This window comes from Paraglaciecola hydrolytica (assembly GCF_001565895.1).
GTDB lineage: Bacteria > Pseudomonadota > Gammaproteobacteria > Enterobacterales > Alteromonadaceae > Paraglaciecola > Paraglaciecola hydrolytica.
In genome coordinates this window covers 88986-107864 of sequence record NZ_LSNE01000006.1, presented here as the reverse complement: position 1 = coordinate 107864, position 18879 = coordinate 88986, and the positions used below count along the sequence as shown (strand labels likewise).

General features: G+C 40.0%; 15 protein-coding genes. 10 read left to right on the top strand and 5 right to left on the bottom strand.

Annotated features, from left to right (window positions below; translation table 11 throughout):
* Nucleotides 1-3: 3 nt before the first annotated feature.
* Together AX660_RS12535 and AX660_RS12530 are read right to left on the bottom strand one after the other, a co-directional pair.
* Nucleotides 4-846: an XrtA system polysaccharide deacetylase gene (locus AX660_RS12535; protein WP_068377431.1), complete on the bottom strand. Its 843-nt coding sequence runs from the start codon at nt 844-846 to the stop codon at nt 4-6.
* A 3-nt stretch (nt 847-849) separates the two neighbouring features.
* Nucleotides 850-2262, bottom strand: a complete 1413-nt coding sequence (locus AX660_RS12530; protein WP_068377428.1) for a TIGR03013 family XrtA/PEP-CTERM system glycosyltransferase — start codon at nt 2260-2262, stop codon at nt 850-852.
* A 174-nt stretch (nt 2263-2436) separates the two neighbouring features.
* Here AX660_RS12530 and AX660_RS12525 point away from each other — a divergent pair, with 174 nt between their 5' ends.
* From AX660_RS12525 to AX660_RS12480, 10 genes are all read left to right on the top strand, one after another.
* The gene (locus AX660_RS12525; protein ID WP_068377425.1) at nt 2437-3072 is read left to right on the top strand and encodes an XrtA/PEP-CTERM system exopolysaccharide export protein; all 636 of its coding nucleotides are present in this window, start codon (nt 2437-2439) and stop codon (nt 3070-3072) included.
* Nucleotides 3073-3097: 25 nt separating this feature from the next.
* The gene (locus AX660_RS12520) at nt 3098-4681 is read left to right on the top strand and encodes an XrtA system polysaccharide chain length determinant (protein WP_068377422.1); all 1584 of its coding nucleotides are present in this window, start codon (nt 3098-3100) and stop codon (nt 4679-4681) included.
* Complete coding sequence (locus tag AX660_RS12515) at nt 4678-5586, top strand: XrtA-associated tyrosine autokinase (RefSeq protein ID WP_068377420.1); 909 nt, start codon at nt 4678-4680, stop codon at nt 5584-5586. The genes AX660_RS12520 and AX660_RS12515 overlap by 4 nt, the downstream gene beginning before the upstream one ends.
* Complete coding sequence (locus AX660_RS12510) at nt 5586-7187, top strand: TIGR03016 family PEP-CTERM system-associated outer membrane protein (protein WP_068377417.1); 1602 nt, start codon at nt 5586-5588, stop codon at nt 7185-7187. Before AX660_RS12515 ends, AX660_RS12510 begins: the two co-directional genes overlap by 1 nt.
* Before the next feature lie 255 nt (nt 7188-7442).
* Nucleotides 7443-7646 carry a hypothetical protein gene (locus AX660_RS12505; RefSeq protein ID WP_068377414.1) on the top strand — a complete coding sequence of 68 codons (204 nt, stop codon included), beginning with the start codon at nt 7443-7445 and terminating at the stop codon, nt 7644-7646.
* Nucleotides 7647-7840: 194 nt separating this feature from the next.
* Complete coding sequence (locus AX660_RS12500) at nt 7841-8476, top strand: gluconate 2-dehydrogenase subunit 3 family protein (protein WP_068377411.1); 636 nt, start codon at nt 7841-7843, stop codon at nt 8474-8476.
* Between the two features lie 41 nt (nt 8477-8517).
* Complete coding sequence (locus AX660_RS12495) at nt 8518-10245, top strand: GMC oxidoreductase (protein ID WP_068377408.1); 1728 nt, start codon at nt 8518-8520, stop codon at nt 10243-10245.
* Nucleotides 10246-10512: 267 nt separating this feature from the next.
* On the top strand, nt 10513-11418 hold the full coding sequence (locus AX660_RS12490) for a hypothetical protein (protein WP_068377396.1): 906 nt from the start codon (nt 10513-10515) through the stop codon (nt 11416-11418).
* A 25-nt stretch (nt 11419-11443) separates the two neighbouring features.
* Complete coding sequence (locus AX660_RS12485) at nt 11444-13471, top strand: tetratricopeptide repeat protein (RefSeq protein ID WP_162266420.1); 2028 nt, start codon at nt 11444-11446, stop codon at nt 13469-13471.
* 24 nt (nt 13472-13495) lie between these two features.
* Nucleotides 13496-13906 (top strand): NIPSNAP family protein, encoded by a 411-nt coding sequence (locus AX660_RS12480; protein ID WP_068377903.1) that lies wholly within the window; start codon nt 13496-13498, stop codon nt 13904-13906.
* Nucleotides 13907-13946: 40 nt separating this feature from the next.
* Here the strand turns inward: AX660_RS12480 and AX660_RS12475 are convergent, their stop codons facing one another.
* The 3 genes from AX660_RS12475 to yfcF all read right to left on the bottom strand — a co-directional run bounded on the left by AX660_RS12475 (nt 13947) and on the right by yfcF (nt 18636).
* Nucleotides 13947-14624: a spermine/spermidine synthase domain-containing protein gene (locus AX660_RS12475; protein WP_068377389.1), complete on the bottom strand. Its 678-nt coding sequence runs from the start codon at nt 14622-14624 to the stop codon at nt 13947-13949.
* A gap of 124 nt (nt 14625-14748) precedes the next feature.
* Entirely contained in the window at nt 14749-17871 is a 3123-nt protein-coding gene (locus AX660_RS12470; protein WP_068377386.1) for a CHASE domain-containing protein, read from the bottom strand.
* A 150-nt stretch (nt 17872-18021) separates the two neighbouring features.
* Nucleotides 18022-18636, bottom strand: a complete 615-nt coding sequence (gene yfcF / locus AX660_RS12465; RefSeq protein ID WP_068377383.1) for a glutathione transferase — start codon at nt 18634-18636, stop codon at nt 18022-18024.
* Between the last annotated feature and the right edge of the window lie 243 nt (nt 18637-18879).

Below are 18879 nucleotides of genomic sequence, written 5' to 3'. Positions count from 1 at the left end.
CCACTACTTTGCAGCAATATTATAAACGTCCTTCATGGTCCCCCACGAAAAATCCTGAATAAGATTCTCAAGCTTGCCATAGGTTTTATCTAGATTAATGTAATGTCTGAATCTGGATTTCAACGGAGCTTGTGTAAGGCGGGGTTGTTCAGCATCTATTTCCCAAGGGTGGAAATAAAAAGAATAAGGTTGTTGTTCTTTTTCCAAATAACTTTTTACTAAGTATTTAGTAAAGGCATAAGGGTACAATCTAAAATAGCCACCACCACCTATGGGAGTTTGTCTGCCCAGAAAACGATGAGTAGGAATGGGTATTTCAATAATGCCTTCTTTACGTTGATAGGCAAATCTAGGCCAATCTGGCGTGCCATACAGGTCATGTTTAACTGGATAAGTACTCGAACTATAAGCAAATCCCAACTCTGCCAATACCTCAAACGCCCATTCATTATTGTAACCGATAGAAAAACTGGGTGCTCTATATCCTGTCAATTTTTCACCCAGCAGGTCTTCAAGATGTGTTTTAGAACGCAATACATCGGCATGAAACTCTGCGCGAGTTTGCTCTGTCGCTCGACGATGTTCATAACCGTGACTTGCAATCTCGTGGCCTTGATTATGTATCTCTTTGATGAGTTCCGGATAACGTTCAGCCACCCAACCCAGCACAAAAAAGGTCGACTTAATATTATGTTTAGCAAATAGATCCAGTAAGCGTTTGGTATTAGTATCAACTCGCGGTTGATAATCCTGCCATTGCTCTGGTTTGATAATAGACTCAAAAGCAGATACGTGAAAAAAATCCTCTACATCCACTGTCATGGCATTTAATACAGTATCGCGCATCTTTTATCTTCCTTTACCAAATAACACAACTTCTACTGTGCGGATCAATATTAAGATGTCGAGCATTAAACTTTGGTGTTTGACGTAATAAAGATCAAACTTCAACTTTTCCATTGAATCTTCAACACTCGCACCATAAGGATAATTAAGCTGAGCCCAGCCTGCTAAACCTGGTTTAACATTATGTCGCTGATTATAATAAGGTATTTCTCTTATCAGTTGCTCCACAAATTGTGGACGTTCAGGTCTTGGACCAATAAACGACATCTCTCCGCGAAAAATATTCAGCAACTGGGGCAGCTCATCAATACGATATTTACGGATAAATTGGCCAATTTTTGTCACTCGTGAATCATTAGTCGTTGCCCATTTAGCACCATCTTTTTCTGCATCAGGCCGCATACTTCTGAATTTAATGATCTTAAATAATTTGCCATTAAGACCAACCCTTTCCTGTTTGTAAAATATTGATGCTTTAGAATTCCTGACATCTTCAAAAAAGATAATAATGGCCGTGAGCAACATAAAGGGCCAAGCAAGGGCTAGGACTATCGTTGCTAATATACAATTTACTGCGTAGTCGAGAGCATCGCGTAAATAGTTTTGAGAATTAAATCCATTAGAATAGATAACCCAACTAGGATACATTAAATTGACCACGATTTGGCCCGTTTCACGCTCCATAAAGTCCAATAAGTCGGTTACCTCAATTCCCCTGAGGCGACAATCAAATAATATTTCAACGGGTAAAGTGCCACGACGTTGATCACAAGCGATAACCACCTCATCGATATCGTTATCCGACACAAAATTGCGGAAATTTTCATCGATTTTCACGTGAATGAGTTTTTCATTTTGAATACCTTCCTCGCGGTTATCTCCCGGAATAGGTATAAAACCGAGTAATTCAAAACCTACTCGATCTACTTCTCTACGCATACGTTTTTCAATTATAGATGCTCGTTCACCTGCACCGATAACCACTATTTTGGTTTGCCCAAGGCCAAGAATGCCCAAACGATTGACAAAATAACGCAGAATAACCAATGCGATAATGGTTGAACCAGCAAAGATAGGTAGAAAATACTGATGTATTTTTATATGGGTCATCACAGTACTACTGAGTATTTCCATCACAAAGTAGCCAAGCGCAACACTTACAAAAATACGTCGAATAATTCCTCGAAATGTTTCTCTTAATTTAGTTTCATACAAACCAACAGATAAAGCAGACAACACTACAAGGAAAGTGAAAACGCCAATGGATGTTAATAAGTCAGTTAAACTTGTTGTTAAATTGCCAAAAAATTGCGTGATAAGTTCGAAAGTTAGATAGCCTATATAGCCAATAAAAACAGCTTCAAGCACCATAATTAAATTTGAGCGACGAACGTCTTTACGATTGCCTAAACTCATTACTTCTCCCTCATGAACTTTAGTATGGCGTACTGCTTTAGTTCAATTACATACATTGAACACGATTCCCTTATTCATTTTTTATATAATAACAATATATTATAGTTGTGGAGCAAGTCTAAATCTTGTTACATTGTCTAACAATTAGATCAAACTTACGGGGTCGTAATTTACATGAAGACTAACAAAATAGCATTGTTCAATTTAATATTTTTAATGATTTTTACTGTTGGGGGCTGTGCTGGAAATAAAGCTAAACTACCTTCGGCTTCAACTTACCCATCTTTAACTACATCTGTAGATGATTATCAATATCTAATAGGCCCCGGTGATACTGTATCAATATTTGTGTGGAGGAACCCAGACATTTCAGGATCTTTCATTGTAAGACCTGACGGAAAGGTAACTACATCCTTAGTCGAAGATGTTCCCGTTTCGGGCAAAACCCCAACTATGTTAGCTAGGGAAGTAGAAGAACAATTATCAAAATATATTAATAATCCAAGAGTGACCGTAAGTGTAAACGGTTTTAATGGCCCATTAAGTGAACAAGTTAGAGTAATCGGGGAAGCAACAAACCCCAGAGCGATAAACTATGTAGAGAAAATGACATTACTTGACTTGATGATTCAAGTGGGTGGGTTAACCAACTTCGCTTCAGGCAACAGAGCTAAATTAATTAGAACTATTTCAGGTGTTCAGCAAACATTCGACTTAAAAATAGATGATTTAATAAAAGAGGGAGTTATAAAAGAAAACGTGGATATTCTCCCAGGCGACATCATTATCATTCCAGAAGCTTGGTTTTAAACACAACAATAAAACGGATATTTGAATGCAGGACATACAAAACACAATAGAACTTATTCTCGACTACCTAAAAGGAGTGTGGATAAAAAAACGTTACGTCATCATTAGTTCGTGGTTAATATGCCCAATAGGGTTTATTTATGTTGCCTCTACCCCCGATGTCTATGAGTCAGAAGCAAGGGTTTACGTTGACACTAGATCTGTTTTGCAACCTTTATTGCAAGGGCTTGCCATTCGCGAAAACCCACAAGCTGAAATAATGATGATGGTGAAAACCCTGCTAAGTCGCCCAAACCTCGAGATCATTGCTAGAGAATCAGATTTAGATATCAAAGCAACCAATGCTGCTCAATATGAAAATCTCATCGATTCTTTAAGCAACGGTATAAAGTTGAAATCTACAGGCAGAGATAACTTATATACTATTTCCTATGCTAATCGCGACCCTCAAATGGCAAAAACGGTAGTGCAAGAAACACTAGATTTGTTTGTTGAAGGAACTCATGGGAATACTCGCAAAGATTCAGATTCTGCCAGTCAATTTTTAGAAGAACAAATTGATGAATATGAAACTAGATTGTCTGCAGCAGAACAGCGTGTCGCAGATTTTAAGCGTAAATACTCAGATTTACTGCCAAATAAAGGATCATTTTACCAAAATTATAGTGAGTTAGAATCTGCTTTAGAACAAACCAAATTAACCATTAAAGAAACCGAACAACAAATGAATACTTTGACCGAACAGATAGCAGGGAACGGCTCTAAATCTGACAACTACTCGGTTCGCCAAGGTAATCCAGAAGACTCACTGACCACTCGTTTTGATTCACGCATTGAGAGCTTAGAAAGCAAATTAGACGAGTTAATGCTCAAATATACTGAATTGCATCCCGATGTTATTGAAACCACAAGTTTGTTAAACTCACTAAAAGAGCAAAGAACAAAAGAGATTGAAGAATATTTTGCTAATAGCGAAAAAAATGGCTCAGGTTCAGAACTAATTGGTTCTATTTCCAGCGAACTAAAACTTGAAGCAAGTCGATTAAATAGCCTTATTTCTTCTTTAAAAGTTCGCCAAACAAATTATGAAACCAAGATAGAGGCATTAAAGCAAAAAATTGACTTAGTCCCACAGATTGAAGCCGAATTTACTGCTCTAAACCGAGACTACGGCATTACCAAAAACAAATATGAAGAATTACTTTCAAGAAAAGATTCGGCAGAACTGGCCAAAAAAGCGGATGTTTCTTCTGAAGATGTTAAATTTAGGGTAATAGACCCTCCTTTAGCGCCAATAAAACCAAGCGGATCTAAACGAGCTGTTGGCTACACTTTAGTACTTGTATTAGGATTATTATCCGGTGTCGGAGTTGCTTTTTTAATTAGTCAGATTAACCCCATATTAATTAGAGGAAGTCAATTAACCTCGCTAACTTCCTATCCTGTACTTGGTTTTGTTAGTCATTTAAATCTAGCAGAAATTAAAAAAACAGACAGAAAACGATTAATAGTATTTTCCGTGTCCTGTGGACTCATTTTAACTATTTATTGCTCGTTAATTAGCGCGGAAATTTTACAAATTAATCTATATGCGAGGGTTTTTTCGTGAATACAATAGAAAAGGCTTTGTTAAAAAAACAATCGAACACTCAAAATGAAAGTACGGAATCAACTAATACTAATTCAATAGAAAGGTCGCTCGAACTATCTGCTAGTGAAGAAGTACAGAAAAAAACAGATGTAAGACATAAACCTATAGTGATTGAAACAGAACAATCTGATGCGAGATTTGTCAAAATAGACCTCAGTAAGTTGAACGAAAAAGGCTTTGTTTCCAGTAACTCAAGCAGACAGTTAATAAATGAAGAATATCGAGCGATAAAACGAAAAATACTAGACAATGCTTTTGGAGCACTATCAAAATCGCTGACTAACCCAAACATAATTATGGTTACCAGTTCTAGACCAGGTGAAGGTAAAACATTTACCGCCATTAATTTAGCCTTGAGTATTGCCTTGGAGCAAGACAAAACTGTACTGCTAGTTGATGCCGATGTACTGCGACCTAATGTAATGAGAACATTAGAACTTAGCGATAAACAAGGGTTGATGGAATATCTTCTTGGCGAGAAAACCGATATAGCTGATGTTATTTATCAGACCAATATTAGCAATTTACGAATAATACCAGCAGGTAAATCACATCATCTTTCTACCGAGTTGCTGGCAAGTGAAAAAATGTACCAAGCCGTAGAAGAATTTGCTAATCGATACACAGACCGTGTTGTAATAGTAGATACTCCCCCACTATTGGGTATTAACGAAACAGCAATTTTAGCTAATTTAGCTGGACAGGCCATTGTCGTTACAGAAGAAAATAAAACAAAACTTACCGATTTAGATAAAGCAGTTAAACAATTGAACCCTGAAATGGCCATTGGCTTTGTAGTAAACAAATCCCAATCCGTATCAAGTGATGTAGGTTATGGATATTACTATAGGGGAGCTAATTAGTGTGGTGTAAAGACGCAGTTTCAAATAGAAAGTCTAAATTTTTTTATTTTGTTGGTTTGGGATTCACAACCTTTTTTTCCTCGGCAGGTGATTTGAATTTAAAATCTGGGGTGAAATCAACTGCCTATTTTTACCAAACTCAACGAGATGAACTGCCAAAAGAGCAAACAGAAGCTTTAGTACTTGAACCCAATCTTACTGGCATTTACGACAGTAAAAAAATTGATTTTGCCGTGAATATTGCCCACACAATAGTTGAACAAAGTTATGATGAAGAAGGCGCAGATAAAAACTATACTGATGTTAAACTCAATTCCAGCATTAATTTAATCGAAAATGCATTAAGACTCAGTATTTTTGGCGCTCAGAATTACAGAGCCAGCAGCCAATCACAAAATGATTTCAGCGATAAAATATTATCTGCTGGTGATTTAAGCCAAGTACAACAATATGGTGCCAGCTTAGATTATTTTACCCCAAACGCCTCATATATTGGCCTTGACATGTCTTCAACATACTCAAATTTATCAACAGATAAATCCATTGACGAGAATTTTAATGGTCTTGATTCAGAGAATGTCAGTTTTTTTTCGCGTTTACGCAGCGGAAAAGAGCTGCGTTTAGTGACTTTTGATTTTAGCGGTCAATATACTGATACCACAAGAACAGGCTATAGCAACTTTAAATCAGATAGTCTCAACGGTAATATTCATTTTAATCTCTTCAAACAATTCAATCTTGTCGTCCTCGGCAACCAAACTAATTATGATCTTGACCGCGTTGATGGTCTAGGACGAAGTGATATAGACACTCAGAGTTACGGAGCGGGTATTGAGCTTTCGAATTCAGACAATCGAAGAGTTCAAATTACATATAACCGCCTCAAAGAAGAAAATAATACAACAAATTATGTTGGTGTAGATTTAAATTGGGCTTTCAGTCAAAGAACATCAATAAGTTTAAATTACGGTAAACGTTTCTATGGTGACGCTTATTCACTCAATGCCAAACATAACTTAAAAAATTTCAAAAGCAGCTTATCTTACTCTGAAGATGTTACTACTTTTTCACGTTTGAATTTTGAAACAGAATCCCTAGGTATTTTTGTTTGTATTATAGGCTCCACTGATTTAATAGATTGTTTTCAGCCTGAGGGCTTGGACTATGTATTACAACCCGGCGAAGAGTTTAGAAGTTATAACGATATATCTGTCGATATTACGAATGAAGTCATTCTGTCAAAATCCGCACGTTATGCTTTAGGTTATAGCAAACGAAAATTAAAAATCTCACTTGGCTTAAGTTATCGTGAAACCGACTATCTAGAAACAGACAGATCGCAAATAGCTAAAAGTGCCAGCCTGTCGAGTAATTATCAGTTAAGTAAAAGAACAAATTTAGGGATCGGATTTAACTTTTTACGCAAAGAAGCCAATGAATCAATAGATTATATTGATACAATATCGGCCAATTTTTCAGCTAATAGAGCCCTAAGTGAAAACGCTAAATTAGATCTAGCATTTCGATATCTCGACCGCCAATCTGAAGTTGGAGACATTACAGATAAACGCATAACACTAGGTTTTAACTACCAATTCTAAACCTCACATGGATTATTTTTTTTGGTAAAAAGGATAATTAATCGTCTCTGATTTAATTATTTCTTTTTAAACAACCAGTGGTAAGTATCAGACATCATAAAAAAGTCCTAAAGTCTCTCATCTATTACCTGAAACTCTAAGCGGCAGCTGCCTTCAATACTTTGATTTTGTATCCTATACAAAGCTCACGTTTGCAGATTTAGGAGCCGCGAATACACAAGGTGCAAAGGCTAGCAGGCTAAACAGATAGGCAAGATGGCGGATCTTTTTTCGATATTGCATTTTATGGTTCATCTCAAATTATTTTTGCTATTGGAAGAACGTATTAGCAATGCTGCAAAACCAGAGGAGCTAAACAACACCGGCATCCAGACAGTCCCTACCCTGACCATGTTAGGTCAATACAGCCAATACAGGCGCGCTTTACTTAAAAGTAAAATTGCGTATCGTGGTAACTAATGGGTAGTAATTAAAAACAATAAAACTGACCAAGGCCTAATCCCCTTGAAAATAGAGGTTTTGGCTAAACCGAGTCTAAAAAAAATGATTGCCAGGTTGTAGTGTCATCGATGAAAGCGTTTTATGTTTATTAGTTTTCGATGCCCTATTTTTAGTAGTTAGTTAATAGTTAAGTAAATCGTAGAGTGAATAATATGTCGCATAATCAAGGGGATAAATCTCCTCAAACTCACAATAAATCCCGTCGAGACTTTCTCAACAAAATTGGCCTACTGGTTGGGGTTGGTACTGCTACTTCGTTATTAGGCGGCAATGCGATTTCAGTGGCGATGGCCTATACACCACAACAAGATAGCACCAGTAAAGCAGGCAAATTATTGTCGCAAGCTCAGTTAATTCAGTTAAAAGCAATTTGTGCTCAGGTCATACCTAAAACCGAAACGCTGGGTGCAGCCGAAGTGGATGTGCATGGCTTTATCGATAATCAATTATTTCATTGTCATACAACGGCAGAGCAACAAAAGGTTGTGACTCTGCTGAGCAATATAGACAAAGAATCCAATGCACAATATCAGCATCAATTTGCAGCCTTAACTGCTACGCAACAAGTTGAGCTACTCACCCAAATAGAAATGGGTGGCCAGAGTTTTAAACAACAATATCGCGGTGATTTTAAATTTCTTAAAAGCCTCATCTGTTTTGGTTATTACACCTCTGAAGTAGGCGCCTCGCAAGAATTAAGATACTTGGCAGTGCCTGGCGGTTATAAGGGCTCAATACCTTATAAAAAGAGCGATGCGGATTGGGGCTCGATGGGTTTGTATTACTAAATCAAACTTGTCTGAAATTTATAAAAGTGAAGAAATCAAACATGCAAAATGAACAGATGTATATAAAAGAAAGCCAAGAAATTTACGACGCCATCGTCGTGGGTTCAGGGGTTGCAGGCGGCTGGGCGGCCAAAGAGCTGTGCGAAAAAGGCCAAAAAACTCTCATGATCGAACGCGGTCGCATTGTTGAGCATCGAAAAGACTATATCGGTGAAAACAAAGCGCCGTGGCAGCAAGAATACCGCACTCGTGTTGATAACCTCTTGCTTGAGCAACAGTATAAAATCCAGCAACAATGTTATGCCTTTAAAGACGCCACTAAACACTTTTTTGGCAATGATCGTGATCTGCCTTACAACACCCCAAAAGATAAACCCTTTAGTTGGATCCGCGCTAACCAATTGGGTGGCAAATCCTTACTGTGGCATCGTCAATCTTATCGTTTTAGTGATTATGATTTTGCAGCCAATTCACTTGATGGTTATGGCAATGATTGGCCCGTGCGCTATCAAGATATTGCTGATTGGTATTCTTATGTTGAAAAACATGCCGGCATAAGTGGCAACGCGGACAATTTGCCACAGCTGCCTAACAGTGATTTTTTACCGCCCTTTGAAATGAATTCACCTGAAAAGGCGATTAAGGCTAAATTAGAAGCCTTGTTTCCCAAGCGTAATCTGATCATGGGCCGTGCTGCCCATTTAACTAAACCCACAGAATTACATTATTCCCAAGGACGAGTGCAATGTCAGGCGCGTAATGAATGTCAGGCTGGTTGCTCTTTTGGCGCCTACTTCTCGACTCAAAGCTCTACCCTACCCGCGGCTGCAAAAACCGGTTTATTACATATTGCGCCTGATAGTGTGGTGCATAGCTTGATCTATGATGAGCAAAAAAATCGGGTGGTTGGTGTACGAGTGATTGATAACAATGACTTAAGCCAACGTGAATATTTTGCCAAAGTGGTGTTTTTATGTGCTTCAACTCTTGGCTCAACACAAATTCTCTTAAATAGCGCAACTAAAACTCAACCTAAGGGTTTAGCCAACAGCAGTGGTGTACTGGGCCATTATTTGATGGATCACAATTACAATGCCAATGCCGGTGGTGATGTGGAAGGTTTTGAAGACGAAATTGATAGAGGTCGCCGCCCAACCGGTATTTTAGTCCCCAACTTTTATTATCAACCCGATGCTAAACGTAAATTTTTAAGAGGTTACATGTTGGGTGGCAGTGCTTATCGTGAAAACTGGCAAAGTAGCCAATATCAAGATGGCATAGGGGTGGATTTTAAAAACAAACTTAAGCAAGCAGGTAAGTGGAAGTTTGGTCTGTATGCCATGGGTGAAATGTTACCGCGTTTTGAAAACCACGTGGCTTTACATCCCACCCTCAAAGACAAATGGGGCATGCCACAACTCGACATTCATTGTGAGTATTCAGAAAATGAAAAACTGATGATGGAAGACGCCAAAGAGCAAATGACTGTCATGTTAGAGGCGGTAGGTGTGACCAATATCAGCGCTAAAACTAGCGATAAACCACCCGGATTGGCGATTCATGAAGTAGGCACTGCACGTATGGGGCGCGATCCTAAAACCTCAGTGCTTAATAGTTTTAACCAAAGTCATAATATTCCTAACCTGTTTGTTACCGACGGTGCCAGCTTTTGCTCCACGGCACCACAAAACCCAAGCTTAAGTTTTATGGCATTTACCGCAAGAGCTGTGGATTACGCGCTAAAAGAACAAGCGGCAGGCAGATTATAGGCTGTCACTCAACAAGGTAATTAGCTAGCTCTGCTTCAACCTTTTGTTTTGACTTGGATCATCTGCATTAAACAGATGATCCACTTCTTCCAGCTCGTTTTTACAACGACATACCTTATTGATTTATTTGTAATCTCCATCCTTTTTTGTCAATCTGGCAAGCCATCTGCTTAATACAATAACTAATCCAACATGTGCCAATAAATGCCCAAATGTTTGCATAGTCATGATAGAAGCCTTTGATCCCCAAAGAAGCAAGGAAATTCCATGCACCTAATCATTAAGACTCTGGTATTGCTACTAAGCCTTAGCCACATAGTTACTGCCCATTCTGCGGATAAACCGAATATTCTGGTGATGGCAGAAGATGTCAGTGAAGGCACAGTGCCTCACAGTAGCCGAGTGAGTAAAAGTGTAGTGAGTGCTTTGCAAAATCAAATGCACGACAGAGGTTTTAATGTCTATGACAGAAGCATTATTACGCTGGATAATTTTGATGATAAACAGCGCAGTGATAACGAACTGCTGGATCTAGCTCGTTCGATTAAACGCCCGCCCATCGATGTTGTGCTGGTATTTCGTATCTATGCTAGCTCCTTGCAACTCGATACCGGCACTAAAATTTCGGCGCGCATTGATGGACGGATGTTAAATGCCCTGAGTGGCAAATTTTTAGGTGAATTTAACCTCGATAGTGGCAAACCATGGAATGCGCCAGCGCAATGTAGTCGTGAATGTCTCGCAGCTACTCTTAACGATAAAGCCAGTGTTATGGCCAATGATTTGGGTGCGGTATTAGCTGAAAAACTCGCGTGGATGACACATACCAAGCAGGAAAATACTCAGTCACAACACTCAACTAACAATCCAATGTTAAGTGACTACTATCTAACTTTCGATGGTTTCAGTGCCGCCGATATGCTGGAGATTGAAGAATACTTAGTGATTTTTTCTGGCTATGATTCGTTACGGCCTACCGAACAACATTATACTCGTAGCGAGCTGTTATATCGCTCAAGCAGCAGCACAGCTAAGTTAAACCGCAACTTAAAAAAGATGCTAGAAGAGCTAAATAAACGCGCCCTCGTCAACTTTGCAGGTAATAACTTTACGATAAAACGCATAACTTTCAGAGCTAGAGAGCCACAGCAAACTGATAACTATGGATGGTAAGCTTTATTTATTTCCTAAGGGCATTATGTCTAAAATGACACATTGTTTATGCAAAACATTAACAAGCTTTAGCCTGTGTGTAAGTTTGTTATTGCTAGGTTTACCAACAAGCTTTGGTGCAGAGCGTTGGCAAATCGTGATCCTGGCCGATAAAACCAGCGAGTTGCCCAGCGAATTCAGCCTCTATCCCGATATCAACCACAGCATTACTCAAGGTTTAACCTTGATATTAAGTGCCGCAGACTTTGATATACATAGTGTGCAAGAGCTTGGTCTAACAGATTGTAAACTCAATAATTGTGTTTCTATAGATCCACAAAACCTGCGCCAAGCGGTGCAACGGGCCGGTAAAACCATCAATCTTGCGCTGCGTTATCAATTTAAGGCCTTTAAACTGCGTCAAAACAATGAGGCCATCTGGCAATTTAGTTTGGCAGGCCGAGTGCTTGATTTAGCCAGTGGTATGCAACTTGATGCGTTTGAAGTGACTAAACGAGTCGATGATATTAAGCAAAATTGCATTGCCGAATGTAAAAATGCTTGGCTCAATCAAACACTGCACTTTTTAAGTCAGGAACTTGGCGCGGTATTAAGCGAAAAACTCCAAGCCCTGCCACGCCGTCAACACTACGATGTCCAGTTGCTTAATTTTACTCAGCAAGAACTGCAACATACGGCCGACTATTTACAGGCACTAGATACTCATGTGGCCAGCACACTGGTGCGAGAATACGCCCCCCAACAACAATGGTTACACCATATCGCCAGCCGCGACTATCAATATATTAGTGAATTATCCAGCGCTGAGCTTGGCAGTATGTTGGCGCATTTTTTAGATGAACAAGGCATGCAGGTCGAGATCACCTATGAGCAAAGTCAGGGATTGTTTGTTTTAAGTCGCAGTGGCATGCCCTATTTAAACCGCTATATAGCCTTTACTGTAATTTTTCTGCTAATGGTTTTTTATCTGTTTTATCGAAAAAAACCGCAACAAAGCGAACCCACACAAGGCCGTAATAGCTCATTATTGTGGTTAGTTGTTTTATGTTTAATCTTAATGGCTGGCATTTATTGGCGTTTTTACGATGACTTTAATGGCGCTGTGTCACCCGACTCGAACAACCACCAGCCTGAGTCAGAGTCAGAATTAGAACCAGAGCAAACGCCAGAACAAAAACAAGTCGCCGAGCAAGTTCTCAAACAGCAACAAGACGACAACGACTGGCAGCAAGCCAGTAAAATCAATACTTTGCAAAGCTATCAGATTTACCTTAATCGCTGGCCAGATGGACAATACCTAATCCAAGCCAGTGCGGCCCTTAAAGTAAAAATCGATGATGAAACAGCTTGGCAAACCGCCATAAAGCTGGCAACGGTTGAGGCCTATCAAGACTATCTTGACCAACAACCCGCAGGTGATTTTAGGCAGCGTGCCTTACAAAAACTCACTCTGTTATTTAAAGATTCTCAGCAAACTCAAAAACTCACTGAACTGCTCAAGCTCGCTGAGGATAATTATTACCAACAAAAAAACTATCGTGAAGCCCGTTATTATTACGAGCAAGCGGCTCAAATGAACGATGCTTTAGCCCAATATCAACTTGGCCAGATTTACGCCCTAGCGCAGGGCATAAAACAAGATCAACGGCTTGCCACAAAGTGGTATCAACAAGCTGCCGAGCAAGGTCATGCTCAAGCGCAGTTTGAACTGGCTTATCGCTATTCTAAAGCTTTAGGCATCAAGCAGGATAATGCCCAGGCCCTCTATTGGTATCAACAAGCTGCCGAACAAGGTGTGAGTCTTGCACAGTACAACCTGGCTTATCTTTATGCTCAGGGCCACGTGACGCGACGGGATTATCAACAAGCCGCCTATTGGTATCAAAAAGCAGCCGAACAAGGCGATGCAGATGCACAAAATAATTTAGGTAAACTGTATGAAAACGGTCAGGGTGTAAGCCAAGATCTCACCAAGGCTAAAATCCTCTACCGCCAAGCGACAGCCCAAGGTCACCAAGTGGCTAAAATCAATCTGAGTTTATTAAACAATTAATTATCACAGGAAACTACAATGCCCATGCGCCAACTAATAAAAACTTCGCTGCTGTGTTTAAGCTTAACTTTACTATCTAATGTTCAGGCCGATGAAATTAAGAATAAAGTTTATGAACTGCGCACCTATCATACTAATGAAGGTAAGTTACCCGCGCTGCAAACTCGCTTTCGCGAGCATACTCACGCTATTTTTACTCGCTTAGGCATGAAAGTGATTGCTTACTGGACTCCCACTCAAGAGCCAAACGCAAGTAATACGCTAATCTATATCATCGAACATGATAGCGAAGAAGATGCCAAACAAAAATGGCAGACTTTTATTAAGGATCCACAGTGGGTAGAAGCTTATCAAGCTTCGATTAAAGACGGGAAACTGGTGAAAAGTATTGATGTGGTGTTTATGCAAGCAACCGATTATTCCCCCCCACTTTAATCGCCTTGCACAATACACATAGTTAGATTAACAAATCTGGCTAAGATTTTTTAGCCAGAAAAATAGTGTGTTTACTACCCTTGCCTGGCCTAGCGCGCACAATACGTGTATCGACTTTATAACCGACTTTTTTCAAACGTACTTCAAATAAATAATCTGGGCCAGCCGACCAAATGGCCAACATGCCTTGCGGTTTAAGGGTGTGATAAATGCTCTTAAGTCCCGCTTCGGAATAAATCCAATTATTGTCTGACTTGGTTAAACCTTCTGGGCCATTATCCACATCCAATAAAATGGCATCAAAGGTAGGCTCCTGAGTACTCAGCAATACCGCAACATCACCAACATGCACTTTAGTACGACTATCTTGTAATGGGTTGCCGGCACATTTTCCTAAGTCACCTTGATTCCAGGTCACGACTTCAGGAAGGAGTTCAGCCACTGTCACCGTTGAGGTGCTATTAACCGCTTTAAGTGCCGCAGCTAAGGTATACCCCATGCCCAAACCACCGACTAATACTTGCGCATTATCTACTGACTTCACATGAGCACAACCTAACTCAGACAAGACTTTTTCTGAATTATATACACGGCTATTCATCAACTCACCTCGAATACCCGACAACCGTATAGAAAACTCATCACCGCGTTGGGAGAATTTTAATTCACCGCCATTATTGGGGATTTGTGCGCTGCCTAAATGCGTCCAAGGGATCATAGTACTACCTGAGAAGATAACGTTGTTCGAAGGGCGCGCATGATAGCATAGTTAAACTCAAACCACGTGAAGATACAGGATTCAGGTGGTTTGGATATAAACCCAAACCACAGGCAACCCAGTCCTAGCTTAATAAGATTTGCTGCAACTTTTCGAACAATATGGTCATTTCAACTGGCTTAGACAAATGTCCGTCAAAACCTTCACGTTGATATAATTCGATGTCTTCTTTCATCGCATTAGCCGTTAAAGCAACAATCGGGATATGAGGATGAGAACGTTTAATTTTGCGGCACGCTTCAATCCCATCCATCACCGGCATCTGAATATCCATCAGAATTAAATCTGGTATAGTGGACTGTAACGCATCAATAGCTTCTTGCCCGTTCCACACAAACTTCACTGACGCTTGAGTTGGTTCGAGCATGGCACCCACAATCACCTGATTTATTTCATTGTCTTCGGCAATAAGGATGACTTTTCCGCTCAGATTAATCTCTTCAGCGCTAAATTCAGTGCGTTTAGCAAGCGGCGCTTCCGCCTGTTGCAAGGGTAAATTGACGATGAAGGTGCTACCCTCGCCCATCTCACTTTCTACTGAAATGCGCCCTTCCATTAGTGATACCAAGGAATAAGTAATAGACAAACCCAAACCCGTGCCGCCAAATTTCCGCGTGGTAGAGCTATCGGCTTGCTCAAAACGTTGAAACAAACGACGTTGCTGCTCTTTATCCATCCCAATGCCGCTATCCTTGATGACAAAAACGAGCAGTCCTTGTGACGTCTGATGACTAACGGTAAAACTTACACTGCCAACCTCAGTAAACTTAACGGCATTCGAGGCTATATTAAGCAGGATCTGCCGTACCCTAGTAGGATCGCCTTGCCAGTAATTGTGCTCAACCTGATTGAGTAAATCAAAAGTGATATTTTTACGACTCGCCATCACCGACAAATCTGAACGTAAATGTTCAAGTAACTCAGCGAGATTAAATACCGCCTTTTCTAAAGTTAATTTGTTGGCTTCTATTTTAGAAAAATCAAGAATATCGTTAATGATGACATTTAAGTTCTTAGTGGAATAAATCGCTTTATCCAGCAGTTCTCGGCTCTGCTTTGATTTCACTTCTTTTTCGAGTATTTGTAAGGTGCCATAAATACCATTAAGTGGGGTGCGGATTTCATGGCTCATATTAGCTAAAAACATCGATTTAGCGGCGTTGGCTTGCTCAGCTTGATCCCTCGCTTGAGCCAAGACACTTTCATGTTTCAACTGCTCCGTCTGATCGTAGGCAATACCTAAAAAACCCACTAAGTTTTGTTGAACGTCCAACAAGCTGCTGACGTTTAAAAGTACGGGGATATGGCGGCCACTCTTATGCACATAAGTTAGGTGGATAATATCGGGTTTACCAAAGCGGGCTTTTGCCACTATCACTTCAAATCCAAGTTCTATTTGGTAGCCTAATTCTCTCGACAATTGGTCTGCTCTGGCAATGATTTCTTCCTTAACATGAAATTTTGCCGGGATCATTTTACCCATTAATTCTTCGGCAGAATAACCAAGAAGTTGCTCGGCAGCTGGATTAAATGTCGTCACTATACCTACTTCATCTGTAGCTATGATGGCGTAACCAGCACTTTCAAGAATACTACGCTGTAAAATATTGGCTTGAGCCAATGCGCGCTCATGCTCTAATAGTTCGGTCTGATCAAAAGCAATACCTAAAAAACCAAAAAGTTTATTATCATCATCTAATAAACCACTGACATTTAAACGCACCGGAATATGTTTGCCATTTTTATGCACATAAGTCCAACGATTGATATCAGGCTCACCTAAGCGCGCTTTAGCTACAAAAACTTCAAATCCAGGTTCAATATTATGACCAAGTTCTGCAGAAAGAACTTGCGCTCTAGCAACTACTTCATCGATGACATGAAATAGGGCGGGAGTTTGTTTATTAATAATTTCTGCAGCAGAATATCCTAGCAATTTCTCAGATGCAGGGTTAAAAACGCTGACAAGACCTTGTTCGTCAGTCGCAATGATGGCGTAACCAGCCCCTTCCAGAATATTGCGTTGTAAGGCACTCACCTGTGATATTTCTTTTATTCTCTTCGACACCTCACGTTCAAGTTTCATATTGGCTTGTTTAAGGGCGCTCTCTTTAACATGAGACAATTCCATTTTGTGTGCGGATGCCTGCATCCGTCTAGCCATAGTCAGTTGAATGCTAAAAACAACTAACATAAAAAAAGTCGTTAACCCTAAAGTAATGAAAAAAACCTGATGGTTATTGGGTAAAGATAAGGCGTCGATAAATGCGGGTTTCGCCGTTAACTCCAACTCCCAATGACGACCATACAGCACTCCAGTTGTTTGGGTTTTGTAGGTGGTTACGTTTGTATCGTTTTGACCATATTGATAGAACGTCGTGGACCTATCCTCGTCAATATCTTTAATACTTAACAGTACATCGTTTTGTAGTTCGTTAATGGTGTCTAATACTTCATCAACCAGTAAGGGCGCATAACTCCAGGCCGTTATTTTTTCAAGTCTTTGCTCAGGGCTCAATAGGCTAGGATCAGTGCTATAAATTGGCAGTAAAATTAAAAAACCATGCCTTACCAACTTACTTTCTTGCACTAGGGTAATAGGCCCCGTTAATCTAACCTCGTTGAATCTCGCGGCATCTAAGGCAGCGCGACGACGCATAGATTCAGAACCTATATCCAAACCCAGTGCTTCAGAGTTTTTGTTTTCTGGTTCGATGTATTGAATAATAAACTGGCTTTCACTGTGCTTTGTTAACTGGCGAATATTAAATTTTTGATCTGGTCTATCTTGCCGAGCTTGCTCAACAAAATCACTCACTTGCTCTGGCAACAGATAACGGATGATGCCAAATCCTCGAGCACCAGGAAACTCAACATCGATGTCGCGCGAGGCGCTATAGGCCTGCATATTGGCGTAGTTAAATTGATTAATGCCGGCCGTCACAACTGCGCCGCGCAAGCCTCTTAAACCATACTGATAAAGGGTTACCGATTCAATTACCGCGTCAGAAATCTGTGCCAGCCTTGTATTCAACATAGTATGGATATGCTGCTGGTTTTCCGCCGCTTTGCGATTATCTAGAATGGTGGCAACAATAAGTCCGACGACTAAGATACCAAAAGGTAACCAAAACAATTTTTGGTTGGCCAGCTTAAATTCTGTTATTGCGTTGTCATTACTTTGCATTAATAAACTTAATTTTTGATTGCTCAATGTAAAAAGATACTAGAGTAATTTGGGGCAAGTCGATACCTATCGTAAGGCTATTTTTTAACTGTGCACCTTACTCCAAAATACAGTGAATATTGCGAATCCATGGCTTTAAAGATTAATGCCTCAATATTTACTGGCGAGCTTAACCCACTCTTGCACACTTGGGCGCTGCCACTGAAACGTAGCAAACTCGACTAATCTTGCAGGCACAGGATCACCAGCAAAGATCAGGCGATTTAACATCAAGGCTAAATCGGTATCAGCGATAGACCATTGTGTAAAAAGAGAGTTAGAACCAAGTGGAATTAGTTGTTCTGCGGCGAGAAACAATTTATCAGCTGCCACTTTTGCCTTAGCAGACAATGCCAATACCCTAGGCTTACGAAATACATAATCTGTTGTACGCTCTTCGCGAATGGGCATTAAATCACTGCGCAACCAAGCTTGAATTTCCCGCGCTTTTGCTTTGTCAGCAGGGTTTTGTGGATAGAGCGCCACTCCAGAGTAACAATCTTCAAGATACTCACATATCGCCGACGACTCACACAAACTAAACCCTTTATCGTTTATTGCCGGCACCCTAAGAGAGGTTGAAAATCCTGTATATTGGGGGGCATAATTTTCGGCTTTATCAAGGTTAATCAAAATGGTGTCAAAACTAAGGCCTTTTTCTCTTAAGCCAACAAACACCGACATGGCATAAGGTGATAAATAATTTGAATCGACATAAAGTTTCATGCATCTTTCCTTAGTGTTTGGTTAGCAGTGTGTTGAACAATATTATGGCCAGTCTAATATGAAGCTGTACGCTAAGTGTAGCGAATTGCTCGACAGTACAAAACTAAGAAGGTGACTGAGCTTAAACAGTGGAGATAAAAAATGAGTCATGATATTTAAGGTAAAACAGAGCAACAATTAGAGCAATAATTGTGGCATGACCTCGACCCTGTTAATGACACCACCCAGTTACCTTAAAACCAA